Here is a 15,877-nt window from a genome sequence, read left to right on the forward strand (position 1 = left end):
CCTAGTGAGTCCGCGCAGACGGTCGCCGACGGCTCAGCGCGTCAGCAGCGCGACGACCTCGAAGTGGTGCGAGTGCGGGAACAGATCGAAACCTCGAAGACGATCGACGTTCCACCCCAGCGCCCGGAAGGTCCCGAGATCACGGGAGAGGGCGACCGGATCGCAGGCGACGTAGGCGACGGCCTCCGGCGCGAGCGCGTGCACGGCCTCGACGACCTGACGGCCCGCTCCTGCGCGAGGCGGGTCGAGGATCACGGCCCCCGTGCGACCGCTGCTCCGGCGCGTGGACAGGAAGCGGTCGACCCGCGCGGTGACCGCGGTGACCTCGAGCGGCGCGAGGTTGGCGGCCGCGTGCTCAGTGGCCCGTGCGCTCGACTCCACCGTGACGATGTCGGTGCCGCCGAGATCGGCGAGTGTCGCGGCGAAGAGACCGACACCGCCGTACAGGTCGTAGTGCGTCTTCGCCTCGTCGACGTGTCCGTCGAGGATGCCGTACACCGCGGCGTCGAGCACGGAGGCCGCCCGCGGATGGACCTGCCAGAATCCCGTCGCGTCCAGCTGGAAGGGCCGGTCTCCGACGAGTTCCTGGATCGTCTCGGGAGTCGGACGGCGCCGGAAGCCGCGCGCGACCTTGGCCGGACGCGCCGTCTCCTCGCGGCGGATGATGCGCACGCGACCGTCGGCGGGCTCGACGAGCTCGATACGACCGGGAGCCTCACCGCGGAGCGCGAGCGCGGCCTCCGCGATCGCCGGGCGAGCGAGCGGGTGGGAGGACACGGGGACGACCCGGTGGCTGCGTGCGGCGAACGGCCCCACCTCGCCCGCGTCGTCGACGTGCAGGGTCACACGCGTACGCCATCCGGTGCCGTCTCCGGATTCGACGGCCTCGATCTCCGGGGCGACGAGTCCCTCCCCGGCGAAACGGTCGAGCGCCTCGGTCAGCACCTGGCGCTTGAGCACTCGCTGGTGGTCGAGCGCGATGTGCCCGAGGTCGGCGCCGCCGGGGCGGTCCGCGGGATCCCTCGAGACGTCGGCCTCGGCCCAGATGTGCGGCCGCCGATGCTCCGACGCCTCCAGCACCTCGATCGTCTCCGCTCGCCAGAAGCTGCGGGTCGAGGCATCGGCCCCGTCCTGCGGGGCGATCCGTCGCGCACGGACGCGCTCCCCGGGGACCGCGTCCGAGACGAAGACCACGCGCCCCTCGTGGCGGGCGATGAAGGTGCCCCCGTGTGCGATGCCGGTGATGTCGAGCTCGAGCACGTCGGCTGCGGAGGAAGTCATCCTTCGAGGATACGGTGGTGGACATGCGCGTCTGCCTCGCCTCGACCTCACCGGCCCGACTCATGCTGCTGCGGCAGGCGGGCATCGAACCGCTCACCGTCTCCCCGGACGTCGACGAAGACGCCGTCGCCGCCGCCGCGGAGGAAGAGCGCGGCACCCCGCTGGCCCCTGCGGAGCTCGTGCTGCTGCTCGCCCGGGCGAAGGCTGCCGCGGTCGCGCGGGGTCTCGCCGAGGAGGGGGTCTTCGACGGCCTCGTGATCGGCGGGGATTCGATGTTCGCACTCGGCGGGCGCGTCTACGGCAAGCCCTACACCCCCGAGGAGGCCACGCGACGCTGGCAGGAGATGCGCGGTGCCACGGGCATCCTGCATTCCGGGCACTCCGTCTTCCGTGTCGCGCCCGGCCGGACGCCCGTCGAGGCGACCGCGGTCGCCGAGGCCGCGGTGACCTTCGCCGACGATGTCAGCGATGCCGAGATCGCCGCGTATGTGGCGTCGGGCGAACCCCTGCATGTGGCGGGGGCGTTCACGGTCGACAGCCTGGGCGGGGCCTTCATCACCCGCGTGGACGGCGACCCCTCCACCGTCGTGGGGATGTCGTTGTCGACCGTGCGGCGCCTGGCCACCGAGCTCGGCGTGCCGTGGACGGACCTGTGGTCGTAGACTCCCCTCCACGTTTCTGCCACTTTCTTGTGGGGAGTCGTCAAAGGGATCGGGGGCGTTCTCGCTAGGCTGGCAAGCATGCCTGCTATCGCCAAGGTGCTCATCGCCAACCGCGGCGAGATCGCCGTACGCATCATCCGCGCCGCTCGTGACTCCGGGATCGCCTCGGTCGCCGTCTACGCCGATCAGGATCGGGACGCCCTGCACACGCGTCTGGCCGACGAGGCCTACGCTCTCGGCGGCTCGACCAGCGCGGAGACGTACCTCCAGATCGAGAAGATCCTGTCGATCGCCCGCCGTGCCGGTGCCGACGCCGTGCACCCCGGCTACGGCTTCCTGGCCGAGAACGCCGAGTTCGCGCGCGCGATCATCGATGCGGGGATGACCTGGATCGGCCCGTCCCCCGAGGCCATCGAGGCTCTCGGCGACAAGGTGACCGCGCGCCACGTGGCCGAGAAGGTCGGCGCGCCCCTCGCGCCCGGCACACCCGGTCCCGTCGACGGTGCCGACGAGGTCATCGCCTTCGCGAAGGAATTCGGCCTCCCCATCGCCATCAAGGCCGCCTACGGCGGCGGCGGCCGCGGCCTCAAGGTCGCCCGCGAGCTCGACGAGGTCGCCGAGCTCTTCGAGTCGGCCACCCGCGAAGCCGTCGCGGCGTTCGGCCGCGGCGAGTGCTTCGTGGAGAAGTACCTCGACAAGCCGCGCCACGTCGAGACCCAGTGCCTGGCCGATGCCGCGGGCAACGTCGTCGTGATCTCGACGCGCGACTGCTCGTTGCAGCGCCGTCATCAGAAGCTCGTCGAAGAGGCTCCGGCCCCGTTCCTGACGGACGAGCAGAACGCGCAGCTGTACTCCGCCTCGAAGGCCATCCTGAAGGAGGTCGGCTACGTCGGTGCCGGCACCTGCGAGTTCCTCATCGGTGCCGACGGCACGGTGTCGTTCCTCGAAGTGAACACCCGACTGCAGGTCGAGCATCCGGTCTCCGAAGAGGTCACCGGCATCGACCTGGTCCGCGAGCAGTTCCGCATCGCGGCCGGCGGCACCATCGACTACGACGACCCCGAGCCCCAGGGACACTCGTTCGAGTTCCGGATCAACGGCGAGGACCCCGGTCGCGGATTCCTCCCCCAGCCCGGGCCGATCCACGTGTTCAAGACCTTCGGCGGTCCCGGCATCCGCCTCGACTCGGGCGTCACCGCCGGGGACGCGGTCTCGGGGGCTTTCGATTCGCTCCTCGCGAAGATCATCGTCACGGGCAAGGACCGCGCCGAGGCGCTCGAGCGTTCGCGCCGCGCACTCGACGAGTTCGAGGTCGCCGGACTCCCCACGGTCATCCCGTTCCACCGCAAGGTCGTCCGCGATCCCGCGTTCACCGCGGAGAACGGCGAGTTCGGAGTCTTCACCCGGTGGATCGAGACGGAGTTCGTCAACGACATCCCGGCCTGGGACGGTGAGCTCGAAGCCCCGGCACCCGCCGATTCGCGCCACACGGTCGTCGTCGAGGTCTCCGGCAAGCGCCTCGAGGTGAGCCTCCCCGATCGCGTCGCCGTCGCCCCGGGCACCGCGGGTCGCCCGGCTGCCGTGCCGCCGTCCCGTCGCAGCCACGCGACCACCGCCAATGCCGGAGCCTCCGGCGATGCGGTGAAGTCCCCCATGCAGGCGACCGTCGTCAAGATCGCGGTCGAGGACGGTCAGCAGGTCGTCAAGGGCGACCTCGTCGTCGTGCTCGAGGCGATGAAGATGGAGCAGCCGCTCCAGGCGCACAAGGACGGCGTCATCGGCAACATCAACGCGGACGCCGGAACGACGGTCTCCGCGGGACATCAGCTGCTCACCATCAGCTGACCTCCACCGTCCGGTCTCATCGCGTTGTTCGCCGAGACCCCCGGTGAACGCCGAAACCCCGTGGTGCAGATGTCTGCCACACGGGGTTTCGGCGTCAGGCGGGGGTCTCGGCGATCCGTCGCGCCGCAGAACTCAGCCGCAGAGCTCAGCCGTAGAGCTCAGGAGATGTTGACGAGGTGCATCGCCCTGCTCGCATCGGTGATACTGCTCGACAGCGAGGGGTACGCGGCGAACACCCGCGAGACCTGGTCCACCGTGAGACGACGTTCGACGGCCACGGCGATCGGGTAGATCAGTTCCGACGCCTTCGGGGCCACGATCACGCCACCGATCACCGTGCCGGACCCCTTGCGGGCGATGATCTTGACGAAGCCGTCCTTGATGCCCATCATCTTGGCGCGGGGGTTGGCGGCGAGGGGAAGCTTGTAGACGAGACCGTCGGTCACCCCGTCCTCGGCGTCCTTCTGCGAGAAACCCACGGTCGCGATCTCGGGTGCCGTGAAGATGTTCGAGGTGATCTTGATCAGTTCGAGCGGGATCACGATGTCGCCGAGTGCGTGGAACACCGCCGTGCGTCCCTGCATGGAGGCGACGGAGGCCAGCGGGAAGAAGTTCGTGCAGTCGCCGACCGCGTAGATGTTGGGCACCGAGGTGCGGGCGACGCGGTTCACGCGCACATGACCTGAATCATCGAGCTCGACGCCCGCCTCCTCCAGACCGATGCCCGCGGTGTTGGGGATGGAGCCGACGGCCATCAAGCAGTGGCTCCCGTCGACCGTGCGGCCGTCGGACAGCGTCACGGTCACCCCGTCGTCGGTGACCTCGACCCGGTCGGCGCGGGACTTCGAGAGCACCTGCATCCCGCCGCGCTTGAACACCTTCTCCAGCACGCGCGCGGCGTCCTGGTCCTCCCCCGGGAGCACCTGCTCGCGGCTGGAGATGAGCGTGACCTTCGCACCGAGGTTCATGTAGGCCGAGGCGAACTCCGCTCCGGTCACCCCCGACCCGACCACGATGAGGTGCTCGGGCAGCGCCTTCATGTCGTAGAGCTGGGTCCATGTGAGGATGCGCTTGCCGTCGGGCTTGGCGGAGTCGAGCTCACGCGGCGATGCCCCCACGGCCACGACGATCGTGTCGGCCTCGACCCGGTCGAAGTCGGTGCCGCCCTGACCGGTCGACACGACGATCGCCGTCGGCCCCTCGAGTCGTCCGTGCCCGGAGAGGATGCGCACCCCGGCCTCGAGGAGCGTGGCACGCATGTCCTCCGACTGCTGACCGGCGAGGGCCAGGAGGCGCTTGTTGACGGCCGCGAGATTGATCGCGATCTCGGGCTTGAGGGGCTTGCCGTTCTCGCCCTTGGCGTAGAAGTTGACTCCGAGGTCACTCGCCTCGGAGATGGCGACGGCGGCATCCGCGGTCGCGATCAGGCTCTTGGAGGGGACCACGTCGGTGAGGACGGCCGATCCGCCGACCCCCACCCGCTCGACCAGGGTGACCTCGGCCCCGAGCTGAGCGGCCGCGAGGGCCGCCTCGTAACCGCCGGGACCGCCGCCGAGGACGGCGACGCGCTGAGTGCGCTCGAAAGTGGTGGAAGACATGGAATCCATTCTTCCCCAATCCTGGCCCCCGAGCCTGCACCTTCCTAGAGTGGATCCATGCCCGAAACGCACAGCAACCCCCTCGACGACCCGACCGCGAACCCCTTCGAGGTCGCCGCGCAGGCCGCCGCCGACATCGCGCGACTGTCCGGTGTCGAGAACCATGACATCGCCCTCACCCTCGGCAGCGGCTGGGGCAAGGCCGCCGACATCATCGGCGAGACGGTCGCCACGATCCCCGCCACCGAGGTCACCGGCTTCTCCAAGCCCGCACTGGAGGGCCACGTCGGCACGCTGCGCAGCATCCGCACGCCCGGCGGCAAGAACGTCCTGGTGATCGGCGCGCGCACGCACTACTACGAAGACCACGGCGTCCGGCGCGTCGTGCACAGTGTCCGCACCGCCGCGGCCACGGGCGCCAAGATCATGGTGCTCACCAACGGCGCCGGTGGCATCCGTGAGACCTGGCGACCCGGTCAGCCGGTGCTCATCAGCGATCACATCAACCTCACCGCCGATTCGCCGCTCGAGGGCGCCACGTTCATCGACCTCACCGACCTGTATTCGAAGCGACTGCGCGACCTCGCGCGCACGATCGATCCGATGCTCGATGAGGGCGTGTACACGCAGTTCCGCGGTCCGCATTATGAGACCCCGGCGGAGGTGCAGATGGCGAAGCACATCGGCGGACACATCGTCGGCATGTCGACCGCGCTCGAAGCGATCGCCGCCCGCGAGGCCGGCATGGAGATCCTCGGGTTCTCGCTCATCACGAATCTGGCCGCAGGCATCCAGCAGACCCCGCTGAGCCACGCCGAGGTGATCGAAGCCGGTCGTGAGGCGGAGCCGGTGATCTCCGCTCTCCTGGCGAGGGTGGTCGAGGCCCTGTGAACGAGGAGAGACTCGCGCAGGCGCGCGCCTGGCTGCGTCAGGACCCGGATCACCAGACACGCGACGAGCTCGCGGGCCTGATCACGCGGGCGTCCGCCGGTGAGGCGGCAGCGGCCGCGGAGCTCGACGACCGGTTCCGCGGACGCCTGGAGTTCGGCACCGCGGGGCTCCGCGGCGAGCTCGGCGCCGGAAGCAACCGGATGAACCGGGTGCTCGTGGCCCAGGCCGCGGCGGGCTTCGCCGCGTATCTGCGGGAGAAGACGCACGGAACCACCCCGACCGTCGTGATCGGCTACGACGGACGACGCAACTCGCGCGTGTTCGCGACCGACTCGGCGGAGCTGTTCGCCGGCGCGGGTCTGCGAGCGATCCTCCTGCCGCGCCTGCTGCCGACGCCCGTGCTCGCCTTCGCCGTGCGGCACTTCGGCGCCGACGCCGGTGTGATGGTGACCGCGAGCCACAACCCGCCGAACGACAACGGCTACAAGGTCTATCTCGGCGGCGCCGACCAGGGTTCGCAGATCGTCGCCCCGGCGGATGCCGAGATCGCCGCGCACATCCAGCGCACGGCCGATGCCGGCTCGATCGCCGCGCTGCCGCGCTCGACGGACTACGAGACCGCCGGCGAGGACGTCGTCGACGCGTATGTCGCGGCCACCGCCGCCGTGGCCCCCGCACCCGCCGGTGCCACCGGGATGCGATGGGTCTACACCGCGATGCACGGAGTGGGGTGGGAGACGGTGTCGCGCATCGTGCGCGAGGCGGGCTACCCGCAGCCTTTCGTCGTGGATGAGCAGCTCACGCCCGACGCCACCTTCCGCACGGTCTCCTTCCCGAACCCGGAGGAGCCGGGAGCGATGGATCTCGCCTTCGCGCGGGCTCGGCGGGTGAAGGCGGACTTCATCCTGGTCAACGACCCCGATGCCGATCGCCTGGCCGTCGCAGTTCCGGACGAGACGGCAGCGGACGGCTGGCGTCGACTCACCGGCAACGAGGTCGGGCTGCTGCTCGGGGCACGTGCCGCCCGCGCGGCCGCCGGCACACCGGGCGCCTCCCTCGCATGCTCCCTCGTCTCCTCCCCCGGTCTCGGCGCCGTCGCCGCCCACCACGGACTCGACTTCCACGAGACGCTCACCGGCTTCAAGTGGATCTCGCGCGCCCCGGGGATCGTCTTCGGCTTCGAGGAGGCCCTGGGCTACCTCGTGAACCCGGAGACGGTTCGCGACAAGGACGGAGTGTCGGCGGCCGTCGCGATCCTCGGGCTCGCCGCCGAGGCCCGTGACCGCGGCGCGACGCTGGTCGACCTGCTCGCCGAGTTGGGCGAGACCTACGGGCACTTCGCCAGCGGACAGGTGTCGGTGCGCGTCGAGGACCTCGCGGTCATCGGCAACGTCATGCTCGCCCTGCGCACGCTGCCGCCGACGCAGATCGCCGGACGTTCGATCACCTCGGCCGAGGACCTGATGCACGCCGCGCCGGGCGCACCCTCCGGGGATGTGCTGCGGTACCGCCTCGGCGACGGCTCGCGCGTGATCGTGCGCCCGAGCGGCACCGAACCCAAGCTCAAGGTCTACATCGACGCCCGGGCCGACTCCTCCGAGGCCGCCGCTGCGGCCGTCGTGGAGCTCGAGGCCGGAGTGCGGACCCTGCTCGACGAGCGCACCTGACATGCCGGTCCGACGCGTCATCGTCAGCGCCCACAACGGCGTGCACGCCCGTCCGGTGGCGGAGCTGGTGCGCCTCGCGCAGTCGCACGGCACCCCCGTGACCCTGCGGACGGAGGACGGCACCACCGTCGATCTGAGCAGCGTACTGGCCGTCATGGACCTCGGCATCTCGTCCGGGGATGCCGTGGTGCTCGAGACGACGGCCTCCGACACCGCGGAGGCCGTCCTCGATCAGCTCGCCGAGGTGCTCGCCCCGCGGGGGTGACGGCGGGTCAGCCGTCGATCACGGCGACGAGCTCATCGAGGAACGCCTCGAAGGTCGACCCCCGACGGACGATCCGCTGCACGCTCTCGCGTTCGCTGAACACCTCGACCAGCTGCTCGAACACCGTCTGGAACGCCGCACGGTCGCTCTCGCTGAACGCGGCGAGCGCGACGACCTGCACCCGGCCGTCGCCCCAGGCGGCCGAGCCGTCCGCCACCCCGATCGCGATGGCCGTGCGGGTCGCGGTCATCTGCAGCGCATGCGGGACGGCGAGCGCATCGGTGAACGCGGTCGATGACATCCGCTCGCGCACGATCGTGTTCTCGATGTAGTCCTCACCGATGAGCCCTGCCTGCACCAGCAACCCCCCGAGGCGGCGGATGATCGCCTCTTCCCCCTCGTCCGGCAGCGGGAACACGTACGCGTCCGCCAGGAAGTAGCGGGCGAGCTCGCCGCGGAGGCGGGTGAGCCGTCGTCCGCGGCGCACCCGGGCGGCGGCCTGTTGGATCCGGTCGACGTCGGCATCGGTCAGGAACGGCTGGATCCGGACGAAACGGTCGCCCGCCTGACCCGGCTCGATCGTGCTGAGCACAAGGTCGGTGTCGAAGGACGCCCAATCGGGGTCGACGTTGGTCACGACGGTGGTGACCTCGATCGCCGACCCCAGCGAGCGGTCGACACTCGAGCGGAGCAGCTCGTGCAGCTCGTGATACCCGGGGCAGACGATCGTGGCCGTGAGGATCGACTCGGCCTTGCGGCTGCGCTCCAGCCTCCCGCCCACGTGCATCGCGATGTACGCGATCTCGTCGTCGTGGATGGGCGTCCCGACGCGGTCGTGAAGGCCGCTCGCGATCGACACCGCCACTTCGAAGATCATCGGATAGGTGGTCTTGAGCGAGCGGGTGAGCGGGTTGCGCGTCAACGCGCTCTCCTCCGCTCGTCGCAACAGGTTCTGCACGTGCAGCGCGAGCCGGAGCACGAACGTCTCGTCGACGAGGTCCACCTGGAAGTCCTCGGCGGCTCTGCTGATCTCCGCACGGACGGCGGCCTCGACCGCGGGGTCCACCCCGCTGCGTGCCACCTCGCGGGTCGCGGCCTCCCCCGGCGCGACGATGCGGGTCAGGACGAGGGAGGCGAGGTGACCGCTGTCGCCCTCACCGAGCACGACCGAGAAGTGCTCGGACGCCAGCCGGGCGATGACCGCACCCACCCGGGGGATCTCCTCCCGCGCACCGGCCGGTGAGGAGTCGAGCGCGTGTCCGGCGGCGACACGCTCCGCCGCGATGGCGATGTGGAGGAGGACGTCGGCGATCGCGAGCTCGTTCACGTAGTAGCCGAGCTCGCCCAGCTCCCGGACCAGCGCGGACTTGAAGGGACCCACAGCGCTGGCGGCGACCGCGGACCCCGAGAGGGCACGACGGAAGGTCTCGGGGTGGAAGGAGGCGTCGTCCATCTCGTCGTGGGCGAGTCGGCTGAGAAGACGTCGTTGCGCCGCCTCGTCGCCGCGGAGTCGCACGTTCTCCCGGTCGCGCTCGAGCACGAGCTCGGTGCCGTCGAGCAGACCCCGCACGCGGACCAGGTCCGCTTCGAGGGTGGCCTCGCTGACGTGGAGTTCGTCTGCGGTGTCGAACACGTCGATCCCCGCCGGCACATCCAGAAGCCGCCGCACGAGCGTGTGCAGACGGTCACGGGGTGCGGATTCCCCGGCCTGTCGCCTCCGGAGCGCTCCACGAGCCCCGGGTCCCGCGCGGTAGCCCGCCGGAGAGGACTCGATCACATCGGCACCGGGCGACCGCGCGTTCAGAGCGGCGACGTAGGAGCGGATGCTGCGCGGGGTGACTCCGAGCAGATCGGCGAGGCTGCCCGCCGTCGCCCAGCCCTCTTGTCGCAGCAGCACGGCGAGGAGCTGGTCCTGACGCTGGCGCGACATGAGCCTTCCCTTCCCGCGTGCTGACCGCACTGTCTCGACGTGGTCTCCATGATGTCAGCTTGCCGACGCGCTCGGGCGGAAGGCGCTGTTCCGCGGGGGCGGAAAGGAACGTGTTGGCGCAGGATCCTTCCGGTTCACAGACTGTTCTCAGGAAGGTGGGAATCGATGAGGATCCTCGTGGTGTGCGGCGCCGGCGCGTCGAGCACGTTCGTCGCACAGCGGCTCCGGAGTGCGGCGGCGACGGCTGGCCTCGGCTGGGAGGCGACGGCGGGGATGGAGAGCTCCGTGTCGGACTCCGATGTCGACCTCGTCCTCGTCGGCCCTCACCTGGGCGACCGGCTGGAAGCCATCCGCGCCCGTGCGCACGCGCCCGTCGCGGTGCTTCCCGGGGACGTCTTCACGGACCGGGACGGCTCCCGCACCCTCGTCTACGCCCGATCGATCCTCGCCGCCGCCGGCGACACCCCGAAAGGAACATCATGACCGCCACCCGCACCGTCCGGATCGGCTCCTCCCACGGATTGCACGCCCGCCCGGCAAAACTCTTCGCGCAGGCGGCGAAGGACTCCGGCGTCGCCGTCACGATCGCCAAGGATTCGGGCAAGCCTGTCAATGCGGCGAGCATCCTCGGTGTCATCGCCCTGGCGGTCGAGTACGGCGACTACGTGACGCTCACCGCCGAGGGCGACGGTGCCGAGGGCGTGCTCGACACCCTCACCGAGCTCCTCACCACAGACCATGATCAGGAGGCAGCCGGATGAGCGAGCTGCGGGGTGTGGGGATCGGTCTCGGGGTGGCACAGGGACCGGTCATCCGCATGTCCGAAGCGATGCCCGCTCCGGAGAACACGCCGAGCACCGCCGGAGCAGACGCCGAGCGCACCCGTGTGCACGAGGCCGTCGCGACCGTCGCCCGGGAGTTGAACGAGCGCGGCCGGACCGCAGGAGGCTCCGCTCAGGAGGTGCTCGAGGCCCAGGCGATGATCGCCGAAGATCCGACACTCCAGGACGAGGTCGACACCCGCATCGATGCCGGCGCGACCGCCGAGTGGGCCGTGCACGACGCCTTCGCCGGCTTCCGCGCGACGCTCGAGGCCGTCGGGGGCTACCTCGGCGAGCGCGCCGCCGATCTCGATGACATCGCTCAGCGTGTGCTCGCGCACCTCCGCGGCGTCGAGGCGCCCGGTGTTCCGAACCCCGGGCACCCGTTCGTCCTGGTCGCACGCGATCTCGCCCCGGCCGACACCGCCCTGCTCGACCTGGATCAGGTGCTCGCACTGATCACGACCGACGGCGGGCCCACCTCGCACACCGCGATCCTCGCCCGGGAGAAGGGCATCGTCGCGATCGTGGGCGTCGCGGACGGCGCGCAGCTGATGACGGGTGAGACGGTGATCGTGGATGCGGCCGCGGGCGTCGTGACCCGCGAGCCCACCGACGAGCAGAAGAGCCGCGCCACGGAGCGCGCGGCCGCCCGTCGTGCAGCCGACGCCGCTCCGCTGACTCCCGGCGCCCTCGCCGACGGCACGCCTGTCGCGCTGCTCGCGAATCTGGGGAAGCCCGCAGACGCCGCGGATGCGGTCGCTCGGGGGGCCGAGGGCGTCGGGCTCTTCCGCACCGAGTTCCTGTTCCTCTCCTCGGCTCAGGCGCCGACGGTCGCCCAGCAGCGCGAGTCCTACCGCGAGCTGCTGGCCGCGTTCCCCGGCAAGAAGGTCGTGGTGCGGATGCTGGACGCCGGCGCGGACAAGCCCCTCGCCTTCCTCAACGACGCCCACGAGGAGAATCCTGCGCTGGGGCTCCGGGGCCTTCGCGCCCTGCGAGCGAGCGAGGACATCCTCCGCGAGCAGCTGACGGCCCTCGCCGAGGCGGACGCCGAGACCGAGGCCGACCTCTGGGTGATGGCCCCCATGGTCGCCACCGTCGAGGAGACCAGGTACTTCACGGACCTCGCCCGCGAGTACGGGCTCACGACGGCCGGCGTCATGGTCGAGATCCCGGCGAGTGCTCTGCTCGCCGACCGCGTGCTCGCGCACGCCGATTTCGCCTCGATCGGCACCAACGATCTGACCCAGTACACGATGGCGGCGGACCGCATGCTCGGCTCCGTCGCCGGCTTCCAAGACCCCTGGCATCCTGCCGTCCTGCGCCTCGTGCGCGAGGTCGGCGATGCGGGAGCGCGTCTCGCGAAGCCCGTCGGCATCTGCGGCGAAGCGGCGGCGGACCCCCTGCTGGCGGTCGTGCTCGTCGGGCTCGGCGCCACGAGCCTCTCGATGGCCCCGTCCGCGCTGGCCGACGTGCGACACGCGCTCTCCGAACACACCCCGTCCGAGGCGCGGAGCCTCGCCGAAGCCGCCCTGGCCGCTGACGATGCCTCCTCCGCCCGAACCGCCGTGGCGACGCTCGCCGCGGAAATCACCCTCCACAAGAAAGAGACGACATCATGACGACGACGTCACCTGCCGCCACGAGAACCGGCGGCGTCCGCGTAGGAGTGCAACGCTTCGGCACGTTCCTCTCGGGCATGATCATGCCCAACATCGCGGCCTTCATCGCCTGGGGCTTCATCACGATGCTCTTCATCCCGAAGGGCTTCTTCGGGGCCGAGAGTCCCTTCGGCTGGCACTGGGCCGGCGTCGCCGAGATCATCGGCGGTGGCGGCGACTCCGCCGTCCTCGGCTGGCAGGGCGCGATGACGGCCGTCACCGAGAGTGCCGACGGAAACGTCCTGGCCTACGTCGGCCTCGTCGGCCCGATGGTCACCTACCTGCTCCCGCTGCTGATCGCGAACACGGCCGGCCGCATGGTCTACGGCGAGCGCGGCGGTGTCGTGGCCACGATCGCGACCGTCGGCGTCATCGTCGGCACGAACATCCCGATGTTCCTCGGCGCCATGATCATGGGGCCGATCGCCGCCTGGATCATGAAGCAGGTGGACCGCCTGTGGGACGGCAAGATCCGCCCCGGCTTCGAGATGCTGGTCAACAACTTCTCGGCGGGCATCCTGGGCATGATCCTCGCGATCGTCGGGTTCTTCGCCTTCGGGCCCGTCATGCTCGGCATCAGTGCCGTACTGGGGGCAGCCGTCGACTGGCTCGTCACGCTCAACCTGCTGCCGCTGGTGTCGATCATCGTCGAGCCGGCGAAGGTCCTGTTCCTGAACAACGCCATCAACCACGGTGTGTTCACCCCGCTGGGCATCGAGCAGGCCGCGGAGACCGGCAAATCGATCCTCTTCCTCATCGAGGCGAACCCCGGGCCCGGGCTCGGCCTGCTGCTGGCATTCACCTTCTTCGGCGTGGGCGCTGCGAAGGCCTCGGCCCCCGGAGCGGCGATCATCCAGTTCTTCGGCGGTATCCACGAGATCTACTTCCCGTACGCGCTGAGCAAGCCGACCACGATCCTCGCACTCATCGCGGGTGGCGCAGCCGGTGTCACCACGAACATGGTCCTCGGCGGCGGCCTGGCCTTCCCCGCGGCCCCCGGCAGCATCATCGCGGTGACCGCCGCGGCCATCGGACCCGGTGTCGGCAATCTCCTCGTCGTGTACCTGTCGGTCATCATCGCCGCGACGGTGACGTTCCTCATCACCGGCGTCATCCTGCGGGCCTCGCGCAAGCGCGACCTCGAAGCCGAGGGCGATTCCTTCGGTGCCGCGATCGCGCAGACCGAGGCGAACAAGGGCAAGTCGTCCGCCGCGATGGACGCGCTGCGCACGTCGACGGCGACCACGGCCTCCGCGGCCGCCCCGAGCACCACCGCGGTCGCGACCACTCCGATCGAGCGCATCGTCTTCGCCTGCGACGCCGGTATGGGCTCCTCCGCCATGGGCGCGAGCGTCCTGCGGAACAAGCTCAAGAAGGCGGGCATCGAGGACATCACGGTCACCAACCAGGCGATCGCCAACCTCGACGGCACGGCCGACGTGGTGATCACCCAGCAGCAGCTCACCGAGCGCGCCACGGCCAAGTCGCCGGACTCGGTCCACGTGTCGGTCGACAACTTCATGAACTCGCCCAAGTACGACGAGGTCGTGGACATGGTGCGCGAGCAGCGAAAGGAAGCAGAATGAGCGTTCTCACCCCCGAACAGGTGCGCATCCATCCCGGAAGCGCGACCAGGGACGAGGCCCTGCAGGAGGCGACGGACATCCTCGTGGCCGCCGGAGCCGTCACCCCGGCCTACGTCGACGCGATGCGACAGCGCGAGGAGACGGTCTCGACCTTCATGGGCAACGGACTGGCGATCCCGCACGGCACCAACGACGCGAAGGACGCGATCCTCGCCTCCGCGCTGTCGGTCGTCCGCTACGACGGCGGGGTCGACTGGTCAGGCGATCCCACGACATTCGTGATCGGCATCGCCGGCGTCGGCGACGAGCATCTGGAGATCCTCTCGCGCATCGCGATCCTGTTCTCCGAGGAGGATGACGTGGCTCGGCTCTCCGCCGCTCAGACACCGGAGGCGCTCTACGCCCTCCTCTCGGAGGTGAACGAGGGATGAAGGCGGTCCACTTCGGGGCCGGCAACATCGGTCGCGGTTTCGTCGGTCTGCTGCTGCGCCAGGGAGGCTACGAGGTCGTGTTCTCCGACGTCGCCGATGCCCTGGTCGACGCGATCAATGCGGCCGCCGAGTACACCGTGCACGAGGCCGGCCCCGGAGGGACCGATCACGTCGTCACCGGCTTCCGCGCCGTCAACAGCCGCACCGATCCGGCCGCCGTGGCGGAGGAGGTCGCCTCGGCCGATGTCGTCACGACCGCAGTGGGGCCGACCGTGCTGCGGTTCGTGGCACCGACGATCGTGGCGGGGTTGGCTCTCCGCTCCCCCGATGCCGCGCCGCTGCAGGTCATGGCCTGCGAGAACGCGATCGGGGCCACCGACCTGCTGCGCCGCGAGGTCGTGGCCGCGGCCGGGGCGGATGCCGACCTGCTGCTCGCGCGCGCCGTCTTCGCGAACACCGCGGTCGACCGCATCGTCCCGGCGCAGCCGGCGGACGGCGGCGTCGACGTCACGGTGGAGCCGTACTACGAGTGGGCCATCGAGGCCGGCCCGTTCGGCGGCGCGCTGCCGAACATCCCCGGTGCCCACTTCGTCGACGACCTGGCGCCGTACATCGAGCGCAAGCTCTTCACCGTGAACACGGGGCATGCCGCCACCGCATACTTCGGCGCACGCGCGGGTATCGAGCGCATCTCGGATGCCCTGGCCGACCCCGCGATCGCCTCGAGCGTCTCAGCCGCGCTGGAGGAGACCTCGGCCGTCCTGGTGGCCGAACACGGGCTCGACCCCGCTGACCTGGCCGCCTATCGGGCCACCATCCTGGACCGCTTCCGCAATCCCGCGCTCGTCGACACCGTGCAGCGCGTCGGCCGTCAGCCGTTGCGCAAGATCTCGCGACACGAGCGCTTCATCGGACCCGCCGCGATGGCTGCGGAACGCGACCTGCCGACGGATGCGCTCGTCGCCGCCGTCGCCGCCGCGCTCGAGTTCGATGACCCCGCCGATGAGCAGTCGGTCGAACTGCAGGCGCTGCTGCGCACCGAGGACGCCACCGCGTTCACGACACGCACGACGGGACTCGATCCCGAGCACCCGCTGTTCCCTCGCGTGCGCGACGCCGTGGTGGACCGGCAGCAGCACCTCCGGCCCGACTGATCCACGGATCTCGACGCCCCCGCCCACCGGATACGATCGGTGGACGGGGGCGTTTTTTCGAGCACAGCGACGTGCGGGGAGCATC

14 protein-coding genes are annotated in these 15,877 nt (G+C 70.4%); 11 read left to right on the forward strand and 3 right to left on the reverse strand.

Annotation, left to right across the window (positions count from 1 at the left end):
* Positions 1 to 33: 33 nt before the first annotated feature.
* Positions 34 to 1,281, reverse strand: a complete 1,248-nt coding sequence (locus ACLF6J_RS12000) for a class I SAM-dependent RNA methyltransferase (RefSeq protein ID WP_134351742.1) — start codon at positions 1,279 to 1,281, stop codon at positions 34 to 36.
* A gap of 23 nt (positions 1,282 to 1,304) precedes the next feature.
* Here ACLF6J_RS12000 and ACLF6J_RS12005 point away from each other — a divergent pair, with 23 nt between their 5' ends.
* Together ACLF6J_RS12005 and ACLF6J_RS12010 are read left to right on the forward strand one after the other, a co-directional pair.
* The gene (locus ACLF6J_RS12005) at positions 1,305 to 1,943 is read left to right on the forward strand and encodes a Maf family protein (protein ID WP_134353858.1); all 639 of its coding nucleotides are present in this window, start codon (positions 1,305 to 1,307) and stop codon (positions 1,941 to 1,943) included.
* A 78-nt stretch (positions 1,944 to 2,021) separates the two neighbouring features.
* Positions 2,022 to 3,788 (forward strand): acetyl/propionyl/methylcrotonyl-CoA carboxylase subunit alpha, encoded by a 1,767-nt coding sequence (locus tag ACLF6J_RS12010; RefSeq protein WP_047523574.1) that lies wholly within the window; start codon positions 2,022 to 2,024, stop codon positions 3,786 to 3,788.
* A 158-nt stretch (positions 3,789 to 3,946) separates the two neighbouring features.
* Here ACLF6J_RS12010 and ACLF6J_RS12015 read toward each other — a convergent pair whose 3' ends face one another.
* Positions 3,947 to 5,395: an NAD(P)H-quinone dehydrogenase gene (locus ACLF6J_RS12015; RefSeq protein ID WP_047523575.1), complete on the reverse strand. Its 1,449-nt coding sequence runs from the start codon at positions 5,393 to 5,395 to the stop codon at positions 3,947 to 3,949.
* 48 nt (positions 5,396 to 5,443) lie between these two features.
* Between ACLF6J_RS12015 and ACLF6J_RS12020 the strand changes: the two genes are divergently transcribed.
* The 3 genes from ACLF6J_RS12020 to ACLF6J_RS12030 are packed head-to-tail and all read left to right on the forward strand — an operon-like array spanning position 5,444 to position 8,209.
* Positions 5,444 to 6,277: a purine-nucleoside phosphorylase gene (locus ACLF6J_RS12020; protein ID WP_131492674.1), complete on the forward strand. Its 834-nt coding sequence runs from the start codon at positions 5,444 to 5,446 to the stop codon at positions 6,275 to 6,277.
* Positions 6,274 to 7,944, forward strand: a complete 1,671-nt coding sequence (locus tag ACLF6J_RS12025) for a phospho-sugar mutase (RefSeq protein WP_134351746.1) — start codon at positions 6,274 to 6,276, stop codon at positions 7,942 to 7,944. The genes ACLF6J_RS12020 and ACLF6J_RS12025 overlap by 4 nt, the downstream gene beginning before the upstream one ends.
* 1 nt (position 7,945) lies before the next feature.
* The gene (locus tag ACLF6J_RS12030; protein WP_047523578.1) at positions 7,946 to 8,209 is read left to right on the forward strand and encodes an HPr family phosphocarrier protein; all 264 of its coding nucleotides are present in this window, start codon (positions 7,946 to 7,948) and stop codon (positions 8,207 to 8,209) included.
* 7 nt (positions 8,210 to 8,216) lie between these two features.
* Here ACLF6J_RS12030 and ACLF6J_RS12035 read toward each other — a convergent pair whose 3' ends face one another.
* Entirely contained in the window at positions 8,217 to 10,139 is a 1,923-nt protein-coding gene (locus tag ACLF6J_RS12035; protein ID WP_134351748.1) for a BglG family transcription antiterminator, read from the reverse strand.
* 165 nt (positions 10,140 to 10,304) lie between these two features.
* On the opposite strand from ACLF6J_RS12035, the gene ACLF6J_RS12040 reads away from it, so the two are divergent.
* Genes ACLF6J_RS12040 through ACLF6J_RS12065 form a run of 6 tightly spaced genes read left to right on the forward strand, consistent with a single transcriptional unit; the run spans position 10,305 to position 15,792 of the window.
* Positions 10,305 to 10,622 (forward strand): PTS sugar transporter subunit IIB, encoded by a 318-nt coding sequence (locus ACLF6J_RS12040; RefSeq protein WP_047523580.1) that lies wholly within the window; start codon positions 10,305 to 10,307, stop codon positions 10,620 to 10,622.
* Entirely contained in the window at positions 10,619 to 10,900 is a 282-nt protein-coding gene (locus ACLF6J_RS12045) for an HPr family phosphocarrier protein (protein WP_047523581.1), read from the forward strand. The genes ACLF6J_RS12040 and ACLF6J_RS12045 overlap by 4 nt, the downstream gene beginning before the upstream one ends.
* Positions 10,897 to 12,582: a phosphoenolpyruvate--protein phosphotransferase gene (ptsP, locus tag ACLF6J_RS12050; RefSeq protein WP_134351750.1), complete on the forward strand. Its 1,686-nt coding sequence runs from the start codon at positions 10,897 to 10,899 to the stop codon at positions 12,580 to 12,582. The genes ACLF6J_RS12045 and ptsP overlap by 4 nt, the downstream gene beginning before the upstream one ends.
* Positions 12,579 to 14,207 (forward strand): PTS mannitol transporter subunit IICB, encoded by a 1,629-nt coding sequence (locus ACLF6J_RS12055; protein WP_134351752.1) that lies wholly within the window; start codon positions 12,579 to 12,581, stop codon positions 14,205 to 14,207. The genes ptsP and ACLF6J_RS12055 overlap by 4 nt, the downstream gene beginning before the upstream one ends.
* Positions 14,204 to 14,638, forward strand: coding sequence for a PTS sugar transporter subunit IIA (locus ACLF6J_RS12060; RefSeq protein ID WP_047523583.1), 435 nt, complete (start codon positions 14,204 to 14,206; stop codon positions 14,636 to 14,638). Before ACLF6J_RS12055 ends, ACLF6J_RS12060 begins: the two co-directional genes overlap by 4 nt.
* A complete protein-coding gene (locus ACLF6J_RS12065) occupies positions 14,635 to 15,792 on the forward strand; it encodes a mannitol-1-phosphate 5-dehydrogenase (protein ID WP_134351754.1) in 1,158 nt (385 codons plus the stop codon). Before ACLF6J_RS12060 ends, ACLF6J_RS12065 begins: the two co-directional genes overlap by 4 nt.
* Positions 15,793 to 15,877: the final 85 nt, after the last annotated feature.

Origin of the sequence: Microbacterium sp. IO18 (assembly GCF_049099505.1) — a bacterium.
In the GTDB taxonomy this organism is placed as follows: Bacteria; Actinomycetota; Actinomycetes; order Actinomycetales; family Microbacteriaceae; genus Microbacterium; species Microbacterium aurugineum.